We start from the raw sequence: 22,084 nt of genomic DNA, 5'->3' as shown, positions 1-22,084 counted from the left end.
TGGGGAGGAATTTGGCCCGCCATCTTTCGTCGGCCGGCGATCCGCGCGATAGCGACCCTTTCTTCGGGAGCGGAAAATGGCGGACACAAGCATCTTCATCGGCGCGAACGCGGCCGGCCTGCGCCAGCAGCTCGAACTGAAACGCGCCAATCGCCACGGCCTGATCGCTGGCGCGACGGGCACCGGCAAGACAGTCACCATCCAGGGCATCATCGACGGCTTCTCCGCCGCCGGCGTCCCCTGCTTCGTCGCCGATGTGAAGGGCGACCTGTCAGGCCTCGCAATGGCCGGATCCCCAACCTCGAAAATGCACGAGATCTTCGCCGCCCGGGCGAAGGAGATCGGCTATGACGACTGGTCCTATGCCGACAATCCCGTACAATTCTGGGATCTGTACGGCGAGCAGGGCCATCCGATCCGCACCACCGTCAGCGAGATGGGCCCGCTCCTCCTCTCCCGTCTGATGGACCTGAACGAAGTGCAGGAAGGCGTGCTGACCATTGCCTTCACCGTCGCCGACAAGGACGGCATGCTGCTGCTCGACCTCGACGATCTCCAGGCGATGCTGGTGAGCTGCGGCGAACGTGCCGACGAGCTCACCACCACCTATGGCAACATCACAAAGCAGAGCATCGGCACGATCCAGCGCTCGCTGCTCCAGCTCCGCAGCCAGGGCGGCGAGCATTTCTTCGGCGAACCGGCACTCGCCATGGCCGATTTCATCGGGCTCGACGACAAGGGCCGCGGTATCGTCAACATCCTCGCCGCCGACAAATTGATGGCGAGCCCGAAGCTTTATTCGACCTTCCTGCTCTGGCTGATGAGCGAGCTGTTCGAGCATCTCCCCGAGGTCGGCGATCCCGACAAGCCGGTGCTCGTCTTCTTCTTCGACGAGGCGCATCTGCTGTTCGACGCGGCGCCCAAGGCGCTGCTCGAGAAGATCGAGCAGGTGGTCCGCCTGATCCGCTCCAAGGGCGTCGGCATCTATTTCATCACCCAGAACCCGATCGACATTCCCGATACGGTGGCGGGGCAGCTCGGCAACCGGGTGCAGCATGCGCTCCACGCCTTCACCCCGCGCGACCAGCAGGCAGTGAAGTCCGCCGCCGACACCTTCCGCGCCAACCCCGGCGTCGATGTCGCCACCGCGATCACCGAATTGAAGGTCGGCGAGGCCCTTGTCTCGCTGCTCCAGCCCGACGGTGCGCCCGCGCCGGTCGAGCGCACGCTGATCAAGCCGCCGCGCTCGCGGGTCGGACCGGTTACGCCGGCCGAGCGCAAGGTGATGATCGATACCGATCCGATCGGCACGAAATACGACACGCTGATCGACCGCGAATCCGCCGAGGAGCTGCTTGCCGCCAAATCGCAGGAGGCAAGCGCAGCCGCGGCCGAGGCCGCCGCGAAGACCGAGGCCGACAAGGCAGCCGCCGCGCAGGCCAAGGAGGATGCGCGCGCCGCCAAGGACGCCGAGCGCCAGCGACTCGCCGACCAGCGCGAGGCTGATCGCCAGGCTCGGCTCGCGGCGCAGCAACAGGCAGCCGAAGCGCGCGCCGCCGCCAATTCGCCCTGGAACCGCGCGATCACCTCCGCGACGCGCTCCGCCTCCTCGGCGGTGGGGCGTCAAGTGGCGAACGAAGTCACCAAGGCTGTGTTCGGCTCTTCGCGCGGCGGCGGGGCGGGGATTGTCGGCGGGTTGGTGCGCGGCGTGTTGGGCGGGTTGTTCAAGGGGCGATAGGTCGCCATGCCGTTGGAACACAGGTATTTTCCATCTTCCCCGGCGAAGGCCGGGGCCCGGTTGGGAAACAGCAGAGAACGGGCGATCCGCGTCGTCGCAAGCGTCCCCCAACCGGGCCCCGGCCTTCGCGGGGAAAGCAGAAGTGGGCAGGTCTCGAACTGGTATGGCTGAGGTTCCAGGGTCCCCCTTCGACAATGCAAAGCCTGACAGTGTAGGAGAGACTTCCGATTCCAAGGGACTGAAGCATGGACAGCACACTCGATCTCATCACTGACTGGGGCGCTGCCGGCGAAGCCGAGCTTGCCGATGTGGTCGAGCTCCGACGGGCCATCCATGCCGACCCCGAGATCGGCCTCCACTGTCCGCGCACCACCGGGAAGATCAAGGCAGCGCTGGCCGGCCTGCCGCTCGACTATCGCGACAGCACATCAACCACCGGATTCGTCGCGATCCTGCGCGGTGGGCGCGACAATGGCCGTACCGTGCTGCTGCGGGGCGACATGGACGCGCTCCCGATGCAGGAGGAGACTGGCCTCGACTTCGCGTCGCAGGTGCCCGGCGCGATGCATGCCTGCGGGCATGATGCGCACAGCGCGATGCTGGTCGGAGCCGCCCGAGCGCTCTGCGCCCGCCGCGAGAGCCTGTCGGGATCGGTCGTCTTCATGTTTCAGCCAGGTGAGGAAGGCTATCACGGCGCGCGCTTCATGATCGAGGATGGCCTGCTCGACGAGCCGCGCCCCGAGGCCGCCTTCGCGCTTCACATCATGCCCAATGCGCCGGCCGGCATGATCTGCAGCCGCCCGGGCGCGCTGCTCGCCTCGACCGACGCGCTCAACATCACGATACGCGGCAAGGGCGGACACGCAGCGATGCCGCACGACGGGATCGACCCGATTCCTGCCGCCTGCGAGATCGTCACCGCGCTCAGCACCTTCGTCGCGCGCCAGATTCCGGTCACTGATCCCGCCGTGCTGTCGATCACCCAGATCAACGCCGGCTCCGCCTACAACATCGTCCCTGACGAGGTGAAGCTGAAGGGCACGCTACGCACGCTCTCCGGCGAGACCCGGAGCAAGGCGCGCGAGGGCCTCACCCGGATCGCCGAGCTGATCGCCCTCGCCCATGGCTGCACCGCCGAGGTGGTGATCGATGACGGTTATCCGGTGACGATGAACGATCCCCGCGCGCTCGCCCTGATGCGGGGCGTTGCCGAAAAGCTGGGCGGCGACTCGGCATGGCGCACCATGGCCGCGCCGATCATGGGCGGCGAGGATTTCTCCTATGTGCTGCGCGAGATCCCCGGCGCCATGTCGTTCATCGGCGTCGCGCGTGCCGGCACCGAACCGGGTGCCAACCCGCCACTCCACAACACGAAGATGACGATCGAGGAAGAGGTGATGGCCCGCGGCGTGGCGATGCACTGCGCGGTGGCCGAGCAATTTCTGGATAACGGGTTCGATTAGGGGCGCTCGGGCGGCGCGTCGGGCGCGCCGGCTTGCGCGACCAAGCCGCCAGACTGGCTATCGCATCGTCCTACGCCGGACCATCGTTGCCGCCGCCGCGAGGGCGGCGATCGGCAGGAGCAGGACGTAGAAGGCGATCGTTCCCTGAAACGCAGCGAAGATGTGGCCGACAATGAAAGAGCCGGTCGTCCCGCCGAGCGCCGAGAAGACGACGATCAGCCCGACCATCGCCGGCTGTTCCCGGGGCGCCATCGACGACAGGATCGCTGAATTGAGGGCCGGATAGATCGGCGCCATCGCCAGCCCGATCATCGGCAGGAGGAAGGCGGCGATCGGCGCTCCGGCCCAGCGCGTCACCTGACCATGATGCGCGGCCGCCAGCGGCAGCACCGCGACGACGAGAATCGCCATTGCCGCTAGACAGCCGCACACTAGCGGGAACCAGCCGGTTCGCCGCACGATCACCCCGGCGCCGAGCCGGCTTGCCGCCAGGCATATCGCGAAGATCGAGGCTGCCTGCACGCTCATCGGCGCTGAAAGGCCAAGCAGCTCGCGGTTGAACGTCGGCAACCATGACCCGATTCCCTGCTCGACAAGGACGTAGCAGAAGATCGCCGCGATGAAGCTCAGTGTCAGCGGCCGCCAGGCAAGCGCGACCATTTCGGCGAATTTCTGCCCGGCGCCGGGCGCGGGCCCGGATGCGGCCGACGGTTCGTCCACCAGGCTCTCGTCGAACGGGGTAACGGCCAGCAGCACCAGCGCCACCAGACTGGCGGCGGCCAGCACATAATAGACGTGCAGCCATTGCGGGCCTGCCGGATTTGCCGGGTCTATGAAGGCAGCGAAGATCCAGTAGCCGCTGAGCACACCGAGCATGAAGACGCCCTCGATCAGGTTGAGCAGCGACGCATGGCGCGCGCTGTCTTCCGTCAACAGGCCGACAAAGCTGTAAACCGATACCTTCGTCACGCCAAAGGCGACCCCGACCGCCAGGAACATCAAGCGCGTGGTCCAGAAGCCTGGGGCGAGCGGCATCGCGAGGCAGGCAATCGCGACGAGGCCGAGCGCCGCGATCATCGCGCGCCGCAATCCGAAACGCGGGAGCTGGGCCGCGAGCAGGAAGCTGGTCGCCGCGATCGACAGATCCTTGAACCCCTCGAGCGAACTTGCCGCGACCTTGGAGACCTGAAAGGATTCGATCGACTGCAGGATCACCGTGCCGACGCTGTTCAGCAGCACGGCGAAGACCGCGTAGGTCAGTGCCAGCGCGACGATCATCCGGGTTCTGTTCATGGTCCTCCCCTGCCGGGACCGACTGCCCGGCTTATTTTCTTGACCGCCTCTTATTATGAAATGCATATCATAAGCAAATCAGGCGAGCGATCGCCTGCTCGGGAGAGAGGATTTACGTGGGGCGGTCATTACCCGAAGCAAGCTTTGACGTCGTGCCCTTTGCACGCGACGCCTGGTGCCTGGCCGCGGAAGGGCAGCCGCCACAGCTGGGCCATGTTCCGGCGCTGTTTTCGATCGGCAACGGCTTTGTCGGCGTGCGCGGCCCGGGCGAGGCCGCCGGCGCGCCTCGCGTCTATCTGAACGGCGTCTACGAACGCGTGCCGATCGCCTATCATGAGGCGGCGCACGGCTTTGCCCGGGAAAGCGATCTCCGGCTGGCGGTCGCCGACGCGACGCGGCCGGCAATCTCGCTTGACGGCCAGCCGACCGGCCCTGCGTCGGGCGTCGAGCTCGACCTCAGGCGGTGCGTCCGAACCGAGAGGGTGACCAGCGGCGGCATCGAGATCGTGATCGAACAGTTCGTCTCGATGGCGCACGACGGCCTGGTGCTGACTCGGGTCGCCTTCCCCGAAGCGGCAGACGTGACGGCAATGGCGCTGGTGACGCCGCCGCCGGGAAGCGGCGGCGCCGCCGGCGCGCCGCCCGAAGGCGCCGTTTACGATCCCCGCGTCGCGCCGGTCATGGCGGACAGCCCCTGGGTGGAACTGCAGGTCAGCACAGCGCCGGGCAGCGCCGCGCGCACAGACAGCCTGGACAAGAGCGGCTTCCTGGTAGCCTGCGCGATGCAGGAAATCGGGCGCCGGACGATCGACGGGCGGGTCCAGGTCGATTTCGTGTCGGGCTATCGCGCCTCTCGCGACCGGGGGGCGCTCGACAATTTGCCCGAAATCCTGCGTGCCGCGCGCGAGCAGGGCTATGACGCGCTGCTTGCCGAACAGGCCGACTGGTTCGCGCATTTCTGGTCGGTGAGCGATGTCGCCTTTCCCGGCCAGCCCAATGCCGAGCTCGCGATCCGCTACGCGCTCGCCGAACTGGCAATGGCGGTCGGCCGCGACGGCAAGACCTCGATCGGCGCCAAGGGGCAAACCGGCGAAGGCTATGAAGGCCATGTCTTCTGGGACGCGGACCTGTACGTCATGCCGGTTTTCGCGTTCACCAACCCGGCGATCGCGCGGGCAATGCTTGAATGGCGGATTTCGGGGCTCGATGCCGCGCGCGACAATGCGCGGGCGATGGGACAGATGCGCGGCGCGCTCTATCCCTGGCGCACGATCGGCGGGCACGAATGTTCGTCCTTCTTTCCCGCGGGACCTGCGCAATATCATATCAACGCCGATATCGCCTATGCGCTCGAGACCTATCTGGCGGCGACCGGGGACCGCTCAATCCTCGACGGCCATGGGGCGGAGATGCTCGTGGAGACGGCCCGGATCTGGCTCGAGATCGGGTTTCACGATGCCGGCCGGGACGATGGTTTCGTCATCAATCGCGTAACCGGACCCGATGAATATTCGGCGATCGTCAACAACAACCTCTACACCAATCTGATGGCCGCACGGCATTTGCGCTTAGCCGCGCGCGAGGGCCTCGCCGCAAGGTTGATCGACGCGGCAGAGGCCGATCGCATGGTCCGGGCAGCGGACGCCATGTTCCTGCCGTTCGATGAAGAGCGGCAGGTTTACGCCCAGGACGACGCCTATTTCCGGCTGGCGCCCTGGCCGTTCGACGAGACGCCGCCGCAATCCTATCCGCTGCTGCTGCACTTCCATCCGCTCGCCATCTATCGCCGTCGCGTCTCGAAGCAGGCGGATGCGGTGCTGGCGCTGGCGCTGATGCCGGAGGCGTTCGTCGCGCCGATGCGGCAACGCATGCTCGAGACCTATGAAGCGACGACGGTCCATGATTCGACGCTGTCGGCCAGCGCCTTCGCCACCGCCGCGGCGCATGCGGGCGACGGGGCCAGGGCAGCGCATTACTGGCGGGTCGCGGCGCTGACCGATCTGGCCGACCTGTTCGGCAATACCGATCACGGGCTGCACATGGCGGCACTGGCGGGAAGCTGGACGACGCTAGTGATGGGATTTGCCGGCATGCGCGTCGATGGCGATGTGCTTTGCTTCGACCCAGTGGAGATACCGGGTCTCTCCGACTATCGCTTCACCATCGCCTTTCGTGGCGCGCAGGTGGATGTTGCGGTGTCGGGCCGGTCGGCCACTGTTTCGGTCCGCGATGGGCGCAGCGTCCGGATCAGGGTCGGCGGCGAGGATTTAGCGTCGCCCGCGCAAGCGCAGCCTTTGCGGGCGATTTGACCATGGCCTTTCGCGCTGCGATCTTCGATCTGGACGGGGTGCTGGTTGACAGCGCCCGGCTGCACTTCGTCGCCTGGAAACAGATCGCCGACGAACTGGGCATCGTGTTCAGCGAGCATGACAACGAAGCGCTCAAGGGGGTCGATCGCATGGGATCGCTCGACCATATCCTGGCGCTTGGCGGGCTTCGGCTGGACGTGGCGGCGAGGGAGGAACTCGCTGCCCGCAAGAACGGCTATTATCTCGATGCACTCGCGACGATGACCCGGGCCGATGTGCTGCCCGGCGCCCTATCGCTGCTGTCGCGCGCACGGACGGCCGGCCTCCTGCTCGGTATCGCCTCCGCCAGCCGGAATGCGACGATGGTACTGGAGCGTGCGGGCCTGAGCGGCGCCGTCGATTTCGTGGCCGACGCGGGCAAGATCGCCAGGTCGAAGCCCGCGCCGGATATTTTCCTCGCCTGTGCGAGCGCGCTCGGCGCCTCGCCGGTCGATTGCGTCGGGTTCGAGGACGCCGCGGCGGGGGTCTCGGCGATCAAGGCTGCCGGCATGGTCGCTGTCGGGATCGGGGCGAGCGACATTCTCGCCGAAGCCGATCTGGTGTTCGAGACAACCGCGCAAGTCGATCTCGATCGGGTGCTGCGGCTCTCGTCGTAGAGATTGCCGCTCAGGTCTGGCGGACGATCAGCCGGGTCGGCAGCATGCTCGACTTTGGTTTGCCGCCGTCGAGAATCTGCATCAGCTTTTCCACCAGGATCGCCCCGGCGAGATGCGTCTCCTGCTCGATCGTGGTCAGCGCGGGGGTGAAATCCGCGGCAGGCGGGATGTTGTTGTAGCCGCACAGCGAATAGTCGTTCGGCGCCTCGAGCCCCAGTTCGCGAAAGGCGGAGACGATCGCGATCGCAGCAGTATCGGAAAAGGCGAAGACGGCATCGGGCGGCGGATTGTCGCGCAGCCACGTCCCCATCTGCTGGTAGGTCGGTGCATAGGCCATGTGTTCGACGTCGAGGTGATCGACACTGACATCGGCATGCCTGGCGGCGACCGCGCGCAGCCCGTCAAAGCGCATCCGGATTTCGGAATGCCGGATGTTGCCGACGAACAGCCAGCGCTTGGCGCCGCGTTGCACGAACAATTCGCCGGCCAGCTGCCCGCCCAGCCGATTGTCGCTACCCACCGAGCAATAAGGCGCTTTGGGATCGACTCCACCCCAGACCACAAAGGGCGTGCCGGCGCGCGCCAGATCGCGCAGCATCGGCTCACGCTCCCCTTGCCCGAGGAAGATGAAGCCGTCGGCGACGCGCGAGCTGATCAGGTCGAGATGGCTTTGCACATCGGTCAGGCTGGGCGGAGACAGCAGCAGATCCTGGTTGCGGATCGACAGCGACTCCGACACCCCCGCCAGCAATTCGAAAATGAACGGGTCAGCGATTCTGCCGGCGCGGTGCGAGCCGAAATCGAGGACCACGGCGACCGTGTCGTTGCGCACCTGCCGCAGCTTCTGGGCGTTACGGTTGATCGCATAGCCATTTTCACGTGCGACGCGCAGGACCCGCTCGCGGGTCTCTTCATTGACGAGCGGACTGTTGTTGAGAACGCGGGACACCGTCGGCTTCGACACGTTCGCGAGGCGCGCAATGTCTCCCATGTTTATAGGCATGGCGCGTCGGCCCAAAACAAAGCTCCTCAATCCGTCAGCAGTGATGAAACGTTGAAACCAGTTTCCGACAATTGTCGATGACCTAGCGTTTCCGCCGCTCGGTTCAAAATAGGCGGTTCGCGATCCCCGGTGCAATATGCACCTCCTGGGTGACGCGCTTCCTGCATGCCGGCGCCGATGGGCGCGTGCTTTTCGGCGCGCGGCCGAATTATCGTGCCCGGGAGGAATCTTGCTGCCGGGACTGTAGCATTTTTGCTACACCAGTAGCGCGCTTTTTTCGGCTTATCCAATTGATATCATTATATTTAATGTGGAACAGCGGAGCTGCAACAATTCATTGAAATGCAATTCATAGCTGTGTAAGTCCCGGTCCGTAGGCGCTTCCCAAGAAGGAAGGCGGCGGCAGGAGAGGCAAAATGACAGTTTCGGGCACTCGCAATTTCATGGCTGTGTCGGGGTTCGCGCTGGCGATTGCCCTGGCCAACACCGCCGCCGCGCAGGAAGCGCAGCCGTCGCCGCCATCGGCTACGGCCGAACCCGCCCCCCAGGACGCAGCTGACATGCCCGACATCGTCGTCACCGGCCGCCCGGCCGGCAGCGGCATCAACAAGCTCGAGGCCGGATACTCGATCACCACGATTTCGCCCGCCGACCTGAAGCTTCAGGCGCCTAAAAGCGCAGGCGATGCGCTCAAATCGATCCCCGGCGTCTGGGTGGAAAGCTCGGGCGGTGTCGGCACGTCCAACATCTTCGTGCGCGGCATTCCCAGCACCGGCGATGCGCCCTTCGTCACGATGCAGTTCAACGGGATTCCGGTCTATGGCTCGAGCAGCCTGTCGTTCATGGACCAGACCGGCATGGTCCGCATCGACGATACCCTATCAAGCGTCGAAGGGGTGAATGGCGGCCCCCAATCGCTCTATGCGGACGGCCAGCCCGGCCTGACGACCAATCTTCGCCTGCGCGAAGGGCAGGATCAGACCCATGGCAGCATCGGCGCCTCGATCACCGATTACAGCGCCTGGCGCGCCGATGGCTATCTCAGCGGGAAACTGGCGGACGATCTCTATTATATGGTCGGCGGCTATGTCTCGCGCGGCGACAGCGTCCGCCGGGCCGGATTCGACACCGAAAAAGGCCAGCAGATCACCGCGAACGTCACCAAGAAATTTATGGGCGGCAAGATCAATGTGTTCGCGCGCTACACCGACGATCACGGCGAATGGTTCCTGCCGTTCGCGACCGACGTGCCCGGTATCGATCTCGGCCGCTACAATCAGCTCAACCAATATAACCGCTACGCGACGATCATCACCCCCGGCGCCGCCGGAAGCGGCGCGACCGAGCGGGTCGATCTGGGCAAGGGCCGCGGCTGGAAGGGCGTGGTTACGGGCGCCAGCCTCGACTACGACTTTGGCGGCGGGTTATCCTTCACCGACCGGTTCGGCTTCACCAGCGGCACGCTGCAGACCACCGGCCTCGTGCCCGCCGGTGCCGGCGCAGTGACCGTCGCCACCGCGCTCGCGACATCCGGCAACCCAGGCCAGACGCTCGTTCACACGATCAATACCGGCGAAACGCTGGCGTCGACCGATTATGTCCAGCAGTTCGGTTCCTGGGTGGTCGAGAAGAAGCTTCAGAATGTCTCGAACGAAGCGGTACTCAACTTCAAGAGCGGCCCCAACACGCTGAACCTGGGCTATTATTTTTCGCACTTCACCTCGGATGACGTCTGGAGCCTCGGGAACACTCGCTGGATGCGGGTGGGCGGTTCCGGCGACCTGGTCGATCTGAACAACGGCACGCTCTCCGCTTTCGACATTTCCGATCGCGGCAGCGCGACCGTGAACGCGATCTATCTGTCGGATTCGTTCGATATTACCGACGCGCTGCGCATCGACGCCGGCATTCGGCATCAATGGACCAACATCACCTTCGATATTACCGGCAACGGCACGCCGAACCACGCCAAGATCAGCCGTGAAGCGACACCGTGGACGGTCGGCATCAACTATCGCGCGATGCACAATTTCGACATCTATGCGCGCATTTCGCAGGGCTATCACTCGCCGTCCTTCGACGATGTGCGGTCGCAGCTCGGCAATACCGGCCCGCGGCTTGACCTGAACTGGAGCGTGCGGTCCTATGAAGGCGGCGTGAAATATCGCGGCGGTGGCTTCGAGGCGTCAGTGACCGGCTTCTACGACAAGGTCGTGGGCGCGGTGTATAATGATGTCGGCGTGCCGCCGCAGATCGCGGGCTCGAAGACCAAGGGGATCGAGTTCGACGCCTCGTACCGGCACTCGAGCGGTTTCGGGCTGACCGGCAATGCCGTGCTCGAAGATGCGAAGACCGATACACCGGGCATTGCTGACTTCGACGGCAAGAAGGCGCAACGCATTCCATCCTACCAGGTTCGAGTCACCCCCACCTATACCGCCCGCTTCTCGGACGATACCGACATGACCCTGTACGGAACCTATGAAGCGATCGGGAAGCGGTACAGCGATCTCGCCAACACGCAGCTGCTGCCCGCTTACGCCACGCTGAGCGCCGGCCTGCGCGCGAAGGTAAAGGGCTACACTCTGCAGATCTCCGGCGATAATCTCACCGACTCGCATGGTCTGACGGAAGGAAACCCGCGCTTCCTTGCCGGGCCGGGCGCTGCGCTTCCCGACCTGCGTCCGATTTTCGGGCGGTCCTACAAGGTATCCGTCAGCTACGCGTTCTGAGCGGCGTATCGACAATGAAGGAGAGAGGGGGTCGGGTTCCGGAAACTCCCGCCCTCTCTCCGTTCAACGGTGCTCAACGCACCAATTCCGCGAACGACGAGCGGCAGCGCGGACCCGGCCAAAACCGCCTGTCGCAATCGAGAGCCAGCGTTCCAAAGCGGCCATTCACAATAGCTTGATCGAGGCGGCGGCCTGTATCGCCCGGCGCCGCGCCCGACCGAGGCTGGACATCCCCATCCCGCGACATTGCCGGCGCCCTTGTAATTGTCCTCCCGTGCGGCCATTTCAGTCATTCCATCCCGGCTCCACCCGAGATGGTGGAGGCGGGCACCACGGGTGCCGCAATTCTTCTTTTTCCACCAGAACGAGAAAAAATGCCTCATTTGGGTTCGGCCTGCCCGAGCGATATACGCTGTGGCAGGGGCCGACGCAGGACACCGAAAGCAGGCATTGATTGACGTTGATACCCACCGAAACCCCGCAGGAGCCAGCCGCCGACCAAGGCTCTTGCGCCCCCGAACAGGAAACCGGGCATTGCGGCACGGACAGCCGCCAAAACCACGCGGCCTCCGACGCCCAGGCGCTGGGTCAAGTCCTGTCGCGTCGGTTCAAGACCTATGGCGCCGATGCGAAGCGAAGCCTGTTTCAGCTGATCACGACCGCCGCGCCGTTCTTCGCATCGCTGGTGATCATGGCGATGGCATCGCATAGCACATATTGGCTCACGCTCCTGCTCGCGGTCCCGACAGCCGGGCTACTCGTCCGGCTCTTCATCATCCAGCACGACTGCGGTCACGGTTCCTTCTTCAAGTCACGCGCCGCCAATGATTTCCTCGGCCGTGCCCTTGGTGTCCTTACCCTCACCCCCTATGGCAGCTGGAAGCAGGCCCATGCGGTGCATCATGCGTCCACCGGCAATCTCGAGCGACGCGGCCGGGGCGATGTCGATACATTGACGATCGCCGAATATGCGGCCCTGTCCCCGTTGAAAAAGCTCGGCTATCGCCTCTATCGCAATCCCGTCGTCATGGTCCTGCTGGGCGCGCCGATCTATTTCATCCTGCTTCAGCGATTGCCGACAGGGCCGGCGTTTCGGGACCGCGACGCCCGTCGCAGCATCCTGTCGCTTGACGTTACCCTGGTCATCGCCTTCGGTCTTCCCATGGCGTTGTTCGGCATCGCCCCGGTGCTCGCGACCTATTTGCCGGTGATCATCATCGCGTCCTGGTTCGGAAGCTGGCTGTTCTACGTCCAGCATCAGTTCGAAGGGACCTATTGGGAGCAGGATAACGCGTGGAATTTCCACACGGCCGCGCTCCGCGGCAGCTCCTATTTCAAGCTCCCGCCTGTCCTGCAATGGTTCAGCGGGAATATCGGCCTGCACCATGTTCATCACTTGTGCAGCCGCATTCCGAACTACCGCCTGCAGGCCTGTGTCGATACCGCTCCGGAATTGCATGGCATCGCCAGACGGATCACGCTGCGCGAGAGCTTCGGGTGCTGGCGGCTGGCGCTATGGGACGAGCAGCGCCGCCTTCTGGTGCGGTTTCGCGATGTGAAGCCTCGGAGCGCATAGCTCGGAAAGGGCACGCGAAAGCGTGCCCCTCCCGACGCATGCCCACGACCACCCGGGGAAAAGAGGATCGTCGCACCTGCGTTTCGACAAGACCGGCGACTGGGTCGTTGGAGGGAATGGGCCATCGGGGAGAAGCAGCCGTCCCCGAGGATTGCGCGTGAACATGCTGGCGGGCGTCAGCGCGATCACTGATTCGAGCGTCGTGACTGCGGGGTTACGCCACTGCGCTATTGCATCGCGGAGGGGTCCATCCACAGGAACTCCCACACGTTGCCGTCCGGGTCTTCGATGTGGCGATTGAACATGAAACCGAGATCCTGCGCGGGATTGGGATCAGCCCGGCCACCTGCCGCCACACCCTTGTCGATCACCGCATTGACCGCATCCTTGCTGTCGACGGTGAGCGCGACCAGCATGTTGCTCTCGCGCCTGGGATCCCCGATCGGCCGGGCCGTAAACCGGGCGTAATGCGCATGGGTAAGCAACATGACCCCGATCGAGTCGGAGAACATGATTGAGCTGGCCTCGTCATTCGAAAACTGCGGATTCAGCGTGCCGCCGATCGCGAGGTAGAATTTGGTCGCCGACTGCAGATCGCGCACGGGGAGGTTCACGAAGATCATCTTGGACATCGGTCACGGCTCGCTTCTTTTGAGTGGGTACTAGTCGGTCTAGTACCGTCCAGTATGACTATCACTGAAGAACGGAACCGTCTAGTACCGAACCCGGGAGGCGATATGAAAATTGACGGTGAGACCCGATCGGCCCGCGTGGAGCGCGAGATTCTGCGCGCGGCCACCGCAGCGTTCGTCGGCAAGGGATATGATGGAACCAGCATGGAAGAAATTGCCACGAGGGCGGGGGTTTCCAAGCAGACGATCTACAAGCATTTCACAGACAAGGAGAATCTCTTTGGGGAGGTAGTAAAGTCAACGGCAGTTTACGCCAACGACATCGTTGAGTCCGTCACGACATTACTCTCCGAAGCGGAATTTATTAAGGGCGGCTTACGCCAGCTCTCCCGACTTCTCATGAAGATGTTCATGGATGAGGAATTGTTGAGGCTGCGGCGCTTGATCATTTCCAACGCCGATCGAATGCCGCAGCTTGGCCGCAGCTGGTACAGAAACGGCTTTGAACGCATGCTCGTCTCGATGGCAACCTGCTTCCAGGAGCTTACAAGCCGAGGCTTGATGAAGACGCCCGACCCGCAAATTGCAGCCAGTCATTTTTTCGGGATGCTTCTGTGGATTCCGATGAATGAAGCCATGTTTACTGGCGGTATCCGGCGCTCGGAGGCCGAACTCGTACAGCATGCCGACGCCTCTCTCGAGGCGTTTCTCGCGATTTATGGTGTTCACCGAAAATAGCCGCTTTCGGGGATCGTCGCCTATAAGAGCGGATCCTGGTCGCCAATGGCGTACCCGGCCCCGGTGACTATCGGCGTTTCGAGCGCTAAACCCGCGGCGACAAAATGGGGGATGGCATGAAGGCATGGTGGATGGTGACGGCTGCGGCCGTCATGGTAGCGGTCCCATCGCTGGCCCAGCCCACGGCCCCGCCTACCGGCCTCGACCCGATCGGCCAGCTGCGCGCGCTGGTGCCGGCGAGCGATGCGGCGTTTCACTTCAGGCGGCTGCGCAGCGGCGTTCAGTTCAGGCTGAACGGCGTGACCAAGTCAGTGATCTTCTACGCACCAACCGTCGTGCGTGTGAACGCCAATCTCGGTGCTTCCTACTGGACCGCGCGCAGCCTTGTCGTGATCCGCGCACCCGAAGCGGTGCCGTTCACCCTGCGCGAGGCGCCCGGCACGCTCGAGCTGGTCGGCCGGAAGCTGCGCATCGCGATAGACACGCGCAGCGGCGCGCTGGCCTATTATGACTCGTCCGGGCGGCTGCTGACGCGCGAAAAGGCCGATGCGCCGCAATCGATCGACAAGCGCGTGATTTCGAATGCGCCGACCTATGAGGTCGAGAACCGCTTCACGCTGAAGCCGGGCGAAGGCATTTACGGCTTCGGCTTCACCGGCGACGACGAGGTCAATCGGCGCAACAAGGAAGTGCTGCTCGTCCAGACCAATGTCGGCATCATCATCCCGGTAATGGTCTCGACCGAGCGCTATGGCGTGTTGTGGGACACCTATTCACAGATGCGCTTCAAGGACGATGCCGAGGGCGCGCGACTCTGGGCGGAGAGCGCGCCGGGCGGGGTCGATTATTATTTCATGGCCGGCGACACGATGGACAAGGTGGTCGGCGCCTATCGCTGGCTGACCGGCGACGCACCGATGTATCCCAAACAGGCGTTCGGCCTGTTCATGAGCAAGGAGCGCTATCCCACCCAGCAGCGCATCCTCGACGTCGCGCGGACCTTCCGCAAGGAGGGCTTCCCGCTCGATTACATCGTCCAGGACTGGCAATATTGGGGCAGCGACAAGGACGGAAGCTGGTCGGGCATGACCTGGGATCCGACGCGCTTTCCCGATCCTGCCGGCATGAGCCGGACGATCCACGACCTGAATATGAAGCTGATGGTCTCGATCTGGCCATCGATCGGCAACGACACGGCGCTGGCGCACGAACTCGATCGCTATAATCTCCGCTTCGCGCCGCTCCACTGGATCTCGAAGCATGCGCGCGTGTACGACGCCTACAGCCCCAAGGGGCGCGAGATCTATTTCAAATACATCAAATCGGGCCTGCTCGACAAAGGCGTCGACGCGCTCTGGATGGACGGGACCGAAGTCGAGGTCAGTTCGGCAATGTGGAACCCGGTCGACAATATACGCGACACCAAGGCGCTGGGCAGCAACGCGATGGGGGACTTCACCCGCTATCTGAATCCCTATTCGCTGCTGACCACCGAAGGAACCTATAAGGGGCAGCGCGCGACCAGCGACAAGCGCGTCTTCACGCTCACCCGTTCGGCCTGGGCCGGGGCGCAGCGTACCGCCGCCGCCTCATGGTCGGGCGACATCTATGCGAGCTGGAAAACCTTCGCGCAGCAGATACCGGGCGGCCTCGACGTCACCATCACCGGCAATCCTTATTGGACCCAGGACACGGGCGGCTTCTTCGTCACCGATTTTCCGGGCGGCGAGAAGAACCCGGCATGGCGCGAGCTGTTCGCGCGCTGGTTCCAATATGCCGCGTTCAACCCGATCATGCGGGTTCACGGCACCAGCGTCGAGCGCGAGCCTTATCTGTTCAAGACGCTCGATCCGCAGGTCTATCAATCGCTGCTGGACAGCGTGCATCTGCGCTACCGCCTGCTGCCCTATATCTACAGCCTGAGCGCGAAAGTGACGTCCGACCGCTATACGCTGATGCGGGCGCTGCCGATGGATTTTCCTGACGACCCGGCAACCCATGATATCAATGACAGCTTCATGTTCGGATCGTCGCTGCTCGTTCACCCGGTGACGCATGCGATGTACAATATCCTCCCCTCAGCCCCGACGACGGTGCCGACCGAGCAGCTGCGCACCGCCGACGGTACGCCGGGGCTGACGGTGCACTATTTCGCCGGCGAGAATTTCGAGACGCCGGGCGGCACAGCGCTCGACGAGAAGATCGATCACACCTGGCCCGATCCGCCGCTCGCCGAGCTTCCGCCCGGGCTGACCTCGCTCAGCCATTTTTCAGCGCGCTGGGAGGGCGATCTGATCGCGCCCGAGGACGGCGACTATGAGATCGGGCTGACCTGTAATGACGGGATGCGCCTCTATCTCGGCGGCGAGAAGGTGATCGACGAATGGAACCGCGCAGCGACCCGCTATCGATCGGTGCGGCGCACGCTGAAGAAGGGTCAGCACCTGCCGGTTCGGCTCGAATTCTATCATCCCGAGGGCGGCCGGGTGTTCCGGTTCGTCTGGCGCACCCCGGCCGAGCTGAAGCGCGATGCAGCCGTGATGAACGCGCCGCGCGACCTGACGATGCGCACCTATTTGCCCGCCGGGACCGACTGGTATGATTTCTGGACGAACCAGCGCTATCGCGGCGGCGACACCGTCGCGCGGGAGACGCCGCTCGATATAGTGCCGCTCTATGTCCGCGCCGGGGCGATCGTCCCGATGGGGCCGGTCGTTCAATATGCGACCGAGCAGCCGGCTGCGCCCTATGAGATCCGCATCTATCCGGGCGCTGACGGCAAGTTCACCCTCTATGAGGACGATAACGAGACCTATGCCTATGAGCGGGGTCAGTCGGCGCGCTACGATCTCAGCTGGAACGATGCGACGCGAACGCTGACGGTGGGGCCGCGGCGCGGGTCCTTTCCCGCCATGGTCAAGCGGCGGACGCTCGACATCAGTGTCGTCAACCCGGCCGGTATGGGCTCAGCCGCTCCCGCCGTTCGGACAATTGCCTATGACGGACGGGCCATGGTCGTGCGCTTCCCTGACGGCACCAGGCCGAAGCTGAATTGAGGGCGCTCGGGCCGGCCTGGGCCGACCTCACTCAGCCGGCTGGTGCGTTGCCGGTGCCCCATTGATCTTCAAATGCGCGCTTGCAGGCGGGTCGCGCTCCCACCCCGGCGCTCGCTTGCCTGACCAGAATAGTCGTGTTAGCCAGATAATACACCTTGAGGGGAAAATCGATGCGCGCTGCCTTTGCCGCGACCTGCCTGTCGCTCCTGTCCACCACCGCTTTCGCCCAGGCAGCGCCACCGCCTGCCGCCGCCGCGACGATGGCCGATCCGGCGGCACCCAAAGGCAAGCTTTCCGATGCGGCCACGCCGGTCGCCTATCGGCTCGATTTCACCATCCTGCCCGATCAGCCGCGTTTCTCGGGGCATGACGAGATCGACATCAATGTGAAGGCAGCGACGAAAAGCCTCTACCTCCATGGCCGCAACCTGAATGTCAGCAAGGCAGTGGCGCTGGTCGGCGGCAAGACGATCGCCGCGACCTGGACCCAGGTCGACAAGACCGGCGTCGTGCGGCTCGATTTCGCCACGCCGCTCCCCGGCGGCGCTGCCACCCTCGTCTTCGATTATGACGGCGCGTTCGGCGATGATGCCTCGGGCCTCTACCACATCAAGGTCGGCGACATCTGGTATAGCTGGACGCAGTTCGAATCGATCGACGCGCGCGCCGCTTATCCCGGCTTCGACGAACCCGGTTTCAAGACGCCCTTCACCATCTCGATCACCACGATCCCAGGCTACAAGGCGGCCAGCAACGCGCCCGAGGCGGGTGTCACCAAGGCCGGCGCGCTCGAAAAGCACCAGTTCGCCGCGACCAGGCCGCTGCCGACCTATCTCGTCGCGCTCATCACCGGCCCATTCCTCAATCAGACCGGCGCGGTGCCGCCGACGCCCGAGCGCGCTTCTCCTCTCCCGCTCGGCGTGTTCGCGACCCAGGCCCAGGCGGGCAAACTCGATTATGTAATGGCCGAGACACCACGGATCGTCAGCCTGCTCGAGAAATATTTCGGCGAGCCCTTCCCCTTCCCCAAGCTCGACCAGATCGCCTCGCCGGTCATGCCGGGCGCGATGGAGAATGCCGGGGCGGATACCTATGGTGACGGCATCATCCTGCTCGACAACGGCGCGCCGACCGGCCAGCGCCAGGAATTCGGGATGGTCGTGGCGCACGAACTCTCGCACCAGTGGTTCGGCGATCTCGTCTCCCCGGCCTGGTGGGACGATATCTGGCTCAACGAAAGCTTCGCGAACTGGATGGGCTACCGGATCGGCAATGAATGGCGGCCCGAGCTCAATATCGGCGTCGGCGCGCTCGACGAGGGCTTCCGCGCGATGAACACCGACGCGCTCGAGGTGGGGCGGCCGATCCACCAGCCGATCACCGAGAACAGCCAGATCGACAGCGCCTTCGACAATATCACTTATGGCAAGGGCGGGCATGTCATCGCGATGATCGCCGCCTATCTCGGCGACGAGAAGTTCAAGGCGGGCGTGCGCCTTCACCTGAAGCGCCATGCTTATGGTAACGCGACCTCGGAGCAGTTCTTCCAGTCGCTGGCCGACGGCGCTGGCGACCCGCGCGTGCTGACCGCGATGAAGAGCTTCGTCGATCAGCAGGGCGTGCCGGTCGTCAACATCGCCCGCCAGGGCGGCAAGCTCGTCGCGACCCAGTCACGCTACGCCTTTCTCGGCAGCCACCCGGCGCCCGAGCAGTGGACGATCCCGTTCTGCCTGCGCGTCGATGCGGCGAAGAGCTGCACGTTGCTCGACAAGCCGGTCACCACGCTCAGCGCGACCGGAGGGGGCGTGATCATGCCCAATGTTGGCGGCACCGGCTATTATCGCTTCAACCTCGAAGCTGCCGACTGGCAGAAGCTGATCGGCACCTTTGCCACCCTGTCGCCAGGCGAGGCGCTTGCCGCCGACGACAGCCTGTGGGCCGCCTTCCGGGCGGGCAACGCGCCAGCGCGCTGGCTCGTCACCGCAGCCAGGACCCTTGCCGCCAATCCTGATTCCGACGCCGCCGTCGATGGCGGGTCCCGGCTGGCGGGCCTCAAGCTGCGCGGCCTGATCGGCCCTGAATCGGATGCCGCCTATCGCGGGCTGATGGACTCGATCTATGCGCCGCGCCTGGCCGCTATCGGCTTCAATCCCGCTGCTGGCGCGCATCTAGGCGACGCGCCCGACAAGCAGAAGTTACGCCAGAACCTTGTCGGCTTCGTCGTCGGGGAAGGGCATGACGCAGCGGTCAGCGCGACCCTCGAAGCGGCGGCGGAGAAATATCTCGCCGGTGACAAGCAGGCGCTCGACCAGGCCTATCTCGGCGTCGGGCTTGGAGTCGTGGTGACGAAAGGCGGGCTGCCCGCGGCCAAGAAGCTGGTCGAAATCGGGCTGGCGAGCGAGGATCCGACCCTGCGCCAGTCGGCACTCGGCGCTGCGGCCGGGAGCGGTCGGACCGACGTCGCGCAATATCTGCTCGGCCTGAACGACAAGCGGCTTCGCCCCTTCGACAAGATCGGGCTGATCTTCGGCCTCGCCACCTCCGAGGGCACTGCCGACTTCACCGGCGAATGGATCCTCGCCAATTACGACACGCTGCTCGCCGGCGGGAACGGCATCTTCATCACCAGCCGCCTGCCCCAGGCACTCGCCTTCCAGTGCGGCGCAGATCGGGCCGACCGGATCAACAGCCTGCTCGGCCCCAAGGTCCGCGCGGCGGGCGCCGGCGTGCTCACTTTCGAGCGCACCATCGAATCGATCCGCCATTGCGGTGACCTGCGCGCCGCCAAGAGCGCGGAGATCGCGGCGGCAATCGCGGCTGCGGGCTGAGGGTGGCTGCCCGGATCGGCATCGGTCGGTCCGGGCGGGCAGCCTTTCCCGCAGCTATCGGATATGCCACGATAGGGGATGCAAGCTTCCTCAACGGCCACCGCCCCCGCCCGCCCTCTCGCCGAGCTCACCATCCGGGGCATCATCCTCGGCGGGCTCATCACCATCCTGTTCACCGCGGCGAACGTCTATCTGGGATTGAAGGTCGGGCTGACCTTCGCGACCTCGATCCCCGCCGCGGTGATCTCGATGGCGATCCTGCGCTTCTTCAAGAATGCCAATATCCTCGAAAACAATATCGTCCAGACCATTGCTTCGGCGGCGGGCACGCTGGCGGCGATCATCTTCGTGCTGCCCGGCCTCATCCTGGTCGGCTGGTGGACCGGCTTTCCCTATTGGACGACCGCAGCGGTCTGCGCCGTTGGCGGCGTACTCGGCGTGATGTTCTCGGTGCCGCTGCGCCGGGCGCTCGTGACCGGATCGGACCTGCCTTATCCCGAGGGCGTGGCCGCCGCCGAAGTGCTCAAGGTCGGCGCCGGCGCTGACGGCGATGTGGAGAATGCCAAGGGGCTGCGGGTGATCGTGTTCGGATCGCTGATCTCGGCCGGGTTCGCGCTGCTCGCCGCCATGAAGCTGGTCGCCGGCGAGGCAGCGAAGAATTTCCGGATCGGCAGCAGCGCGAGCGGCATGTCGACCAGCTTTTCGATGGCGCTGATCGGCGTCGGCCATCTCGTCGGCCTTTCTGTCGGCGCAGCGATGTTCGTCGGGCTGCTCATCGCCTGGACCGGGCTGATGCCGTGGTTCACGCACGGCCTGGCGGGCGATGATGTCAGCGCGATCGTCTCTTCGACCTTCCGCCTCAAGGTGCGCCTTGTCGGCGCCGGCACCATCGGCGTGGCGGCGGTGTGGACATTGCTCAAGATCCTCGGCCCGATCTTCGGCGGAATCCGGTCGGCAATGGCAGCCTCGCGCGCGCGCCAGGGCGGATCGATCCTCGAACTGACCGAGCGCGATCTCCCGATCGGCATTGTCGGCCTGTCGATCCTCGCGACCTTGCCGCCCATGGCCTGGCTGCTGTGGAGCTTCTCCGCGGGCGGGCCGATCCACGACCATGGCTTTACGGTGATCGCGGGCACCATCCTCTATATCCTCATCATCGGCATCGTGATCGCCGCGGTATGCGGCTATATGGCCGGGCTTATCGGCGCGTCGAACAGTCCGGTGTCGGGCGTCGGCATCCTTGCCGTGCTGGGTGCGTCGCTGCTGCTCGTCGCGATCTACGGTCACAGCACTGACGTTGCGCGCACCAATGCGCTGATTGCCTATGCGCTGTTCACCACCGCGATCGTCTTTTCGGTCGCGACCATCTCGAACGACAACCTCCAGGACCTGAAGACCGGGCAGCTGGTGGGCGCGACGCCGTGGAAGCAGCAGTTCGCGCTGGTGCTCGGGGTGATCTTCGGCTCGCTGGTGATCCCGGTGGTGCTCAACGTGCTGAAGGACAGCCTCGGCTTTGTCGGTATGCCGAATGCCGGGCCGAACGCCTTGTCGGCGCCGCAGGCGGCACTGATCTCCACGCTGGCCAAGGGCGTGCTGGGCGGCGATCTCGACTGGACATTGCTCGGCTTCGGCGCGGGGATCGGCGTCGTGATGATCGTGATCGACGAGCTGCTCGGCCGCACCGGCAAGATGCGGCTGCCGCCGCTCGGCGTCGGCATGGGCATCTACCTGCCGATGTCGCTCACTTTTCTGATCCCGGTCGGCGCGCTGATCGGCCATTTCTACGACAAATGGGCCGCGCGCACGCCGAACCCCGGTTTCGCCGAGCGGATGGGCGTGCTGACGGCAACCGGGCTGATCGTCGGCGAAAGCCTGTTCGGAGTCGCCTTCGCGGCGATCGTCGCCTGGTATAATCGCGGCTCGCCGATTCCGCCGATCGATGCGCCGCTGGCGGTCGTCGGCGAGAAGTTCGCGACGATCGGGCTGATTGCAGCGCCGATCGTCTTCGCCGGGCTCATCTGGCTGCTCTACAGCCGCACCAAGGCCATGGTGCGGTGATA

Annotated in this window: 13 protein-coding genes; 10 read left to right on the top strand and 3 right to left on the bottom strand. The window is 64.6% G+C overall.

Features of this window, described 5'->3' with window-relative positions:
• Positions 1–76: 76 nt before the first annotated feature.
• On the top strand, positions 77–1,738 hold the full coding sequence (locus tag ABD050_RS11465; RefSeq protein WP_343889472.1) for a helicase HerA-like domain-containing protein: 1,662 nt from the start codon (positions 77–79) through the stop codon (positions 1,736–1,738).
• Between the two features lie 245 nt (positions 1,739–1,983).
• Positions 1,984–3,201 (top strand): M20 metallopeptidase family protein, encoded by a 1,218-nt coding sequence (locus ABD050_RS11460; RefSeq protein WP_343889471.1) that lies wholly within the window; start codon positions 1,984–1,986, stop codon positions 3,199–3,201.
• Between the two features lie 57 nt (positions 3,202–3,258).
• Here ABD050_RS11460 and ABD050_RS11455 read toward each other — a convergent pair whose 3' ends face one another.
• Complete coding sequence (locus ABD050_RS11455; protein ID WP_343889470.1) at positions 3,259–4,494, bottom strand: MFS transporter; 1,236 nt, start codon at positions 4,492–4,494, stop codon at positions 3,259–3,261.
• Between the two features lie 116 nt (positions 4,495–4,610).
• Between ABD050_RS11455 and ABD050_RS11450 the strand changes: the two genes are divergently transcribed.
• Both ABD050_RS11450 and pgmB read left to right on the top strand, forming a co-directional pair.
• Positions 4,611–6,803 (top strand): glycoside hydrolase family 65 protein, encoded by a 2,193-nt coding sequence (locus ABD050_RS11450; RefSeq protein WP_343889469.1) that lies wholly within the window; start codon positions 4,611–4,613, stop codon positions 6,801–6,803.
• 2 nt (positions 6,804–6,805) lie between these two features.
• Positions 6,806–7,459, top strand: a complete 654-nt coding sequence (gene pgmB, locus ABD050_RS11445; RefSeq protein WP_343889468.1) for a beta-phosphoglucomutase — start codon at positions 6,806–6,808, stop codon at positions 7,457–7,459.
• 10 nt (positions 7,460–7,469) lie between these two features.
• Here the strand turns inward: pgmB and ABD050_RS11440 are convergent, their stop codons facing one another.
• Entirely contained in the window at positions 7,470–8,462 is a 993-nt protein-coding gene (locus tag ABD050_RS11440) for a LacI family DNA-binding transcriptional regulator (protein ID WP_343889467.1), read from the bottom strand.
• 416 nt (positions 8,463–8,878) lie between these two features.
• On the opposite strand from ABD050_RS11440, the gene ABD050_RS11435 reads away from it, so the two are divergent.
• Complete coding sequence (locus ABD050_RS11435) at positions 8,879–11,194, top strand: TonB-dependent receptor (RefSeq protein WP_343889466.1); 2,316 nt, start codon at positions 8,879–8,881, stop codon at positions 11,192–11,194.
• Positions 11,195–11,648: 454 nt separating this feature from the next.
• The gene (locus ABD050_RS11430) at positions 11,649–12,770 is read left to right on the top strand and encodes a fatty acid desaturase (RefSeq protein ID WP_343889465.1); all 1,122 of its coding nucleotides are present in this window, start codon (positions 11,649–11,651) and stop codon (positions 12,768–12,770) included.
• 227 nt (positions 12,771–12,997) lie between these two features.
• On the opposite strand, the gene ABD050_RS11425 is transcribed toward ABD050_RS11430, so the two are convergent.
• Positions 12,998–13,393, bottom strand: coding sequence for a VOC family protein (locus ABD050_RS11425; protein ID WP_343889464.1), 396 nt, complete (start codon positions 13,391–13,393; stop codon positions 12,998–13,000).
• Between the two features lie 63 nt (positions 13,394–13,456).
• Here ABD050_RS11425 and ABD050_RS11420 point away from each other — a divergent pair, with 63 nt between their 5' ends.
• The 4 genes from ABD050_RS11420 (at position 13,457) to ABD050_RS11405 (ending at position 22,082) form a co-directional block, all read left to right on the top strand.
• Entirely contained in the window at positions 13,457–14,140 is a 684-nt protein-coding gene (locus tag ABD050_RS11420; RefSeq protein ID WP_343889463.1) for a TetR/AcrR family transcriptional regulator, read from the top strand.
• A 116-nt stretch (positions 14,141–14,256) separates the two neighbouring features.
• Positions 14,257–17,196, top strand: a complete 2,940-nt coding sequence (locus ABD050_RS11415) for a glycoside hydrolase family 31 protein (protein ID WP_343889462.1) — start codon at positions 14,257–14,259, stop codon at positions 17,194–17,196.
• 170 nt (positions 17,197–17,366) lie between these two features.
• Complete coding sequence (locus ABD050_RS11410) at positions 17,367–20,024, top strand: M1 family metallopeptidase (RefSeq protein ID WP_343889461.1); 2,658 nt, start codon at positions 17,367–17,369, stop codon at positions 20,022–20,024.
• 78 nt (positions 20,025–20,102) lie between these two features.
• Complete coding sequence (locus ABD050_RS11405) at positions 20,103–22,082, top strand: OPT family oligopeptide transporter (RefSeq protein ID WP_343889460.1); 1,980 nt, start codon at positions 20,103–20,105, stop codon at positions 22,080–22,082.
• Positions 22,083–22,084: the final 2 nt, after the last annotated feature.

Source organism: Sphingomonas oligophenolica (assembly GCF_039522915.1).
Taxonomy (GTDB): domain Bacteria; phylum Pseudomonadota; class Alphaproteobacteria; order Sphingomonadales; family Sphingomonadaceae; genus Sphingomonas; species Sphingomonas oligophenolica.
The sequence above is the reverse complement of the archived record's forward strand: the minus strand, read 5'-3'. Positions and strand labels throughout refer to the sequence as shown.

Bases quoted from the DNA above. Each gene is read 5' to 3' on its own strand.
- ABD050_RS11465 (WP_343889472.1), top strand. From the start codon at position 77: ATGGCGGACACAAGCATCTTCATCGGCGCGAACGCGGCCGGCCTGCGC.
- ABD050_RS11460 (WP_343889471.1), top strand. From the start codon at position 1,984: ATGGACAGCACACTCGATCTCATCACTGACTGGGGCGCTGCCGGCGAA.
- ABD050_RS11455 (WP_343889470.1), bottom strand. From the start codon at position 4,494: ATGAACAGAACCCGGATGATCGTCGCGCTGGCACTGACCTACGCGGTC.
- pgmB (WP_343889468.1), top strand. From the start codon at position 6,806: ATGGCCTTTCGCGCTGCGATCTTCGATCTGGACGGGGTGCTGGTTGAC.
- ABD050_RS11440 (WP_343889467.1), bottom strand. From the start codon at position 8,462: ATGCCTATAAACATGGGAGACATTGCGCGCCTCGCGAACGTGTCGAAG.
- ABD050_RS11435 (WP_343889466.1), top strand. From the start codon at position 8,879: ATGACAGTTTCGGGCACTCGCAATTTCATGGCTGTGTCGGGGTTCGCG.
- ABD050_RS11425 (WP_343889464.1), bottom strand. From the start codon at position 13,393: ATGATCTTCGTGAACCTCCCCGTGCGCGATCTGCAGTCGGCGACCAAA.
- ABD050_RS11420 (WP_343889463.1), top strand. From the start codon at position 13,457: ATGACTATCACTGAAGAACGGAACCGTCTAGTACCGAACCCGGGAGGC.
- ABD050_RS11415 (WP_343889462.1), top strand. From the start codon at position 14,257: ATGAAGGCATGGTGGATGGTGACGGCTGCGGCCGTCATGGTAGCGGTC.
- ABD050_RS11410 (WP_343889461.1), top strand. From the start codon at position 17,367: ATGCGCGCTGCCTTTGCCGCGACCTGCCTGTCGCTCCTGTCCACCACC.
- ABD050_RS11405 (WP_343889460.1), top strand. From the start codon at position 20,103: ATGCAAGCTTCCTCAACGGCCACCGCCCCCGCCCGCCCTCTCGCCGAG.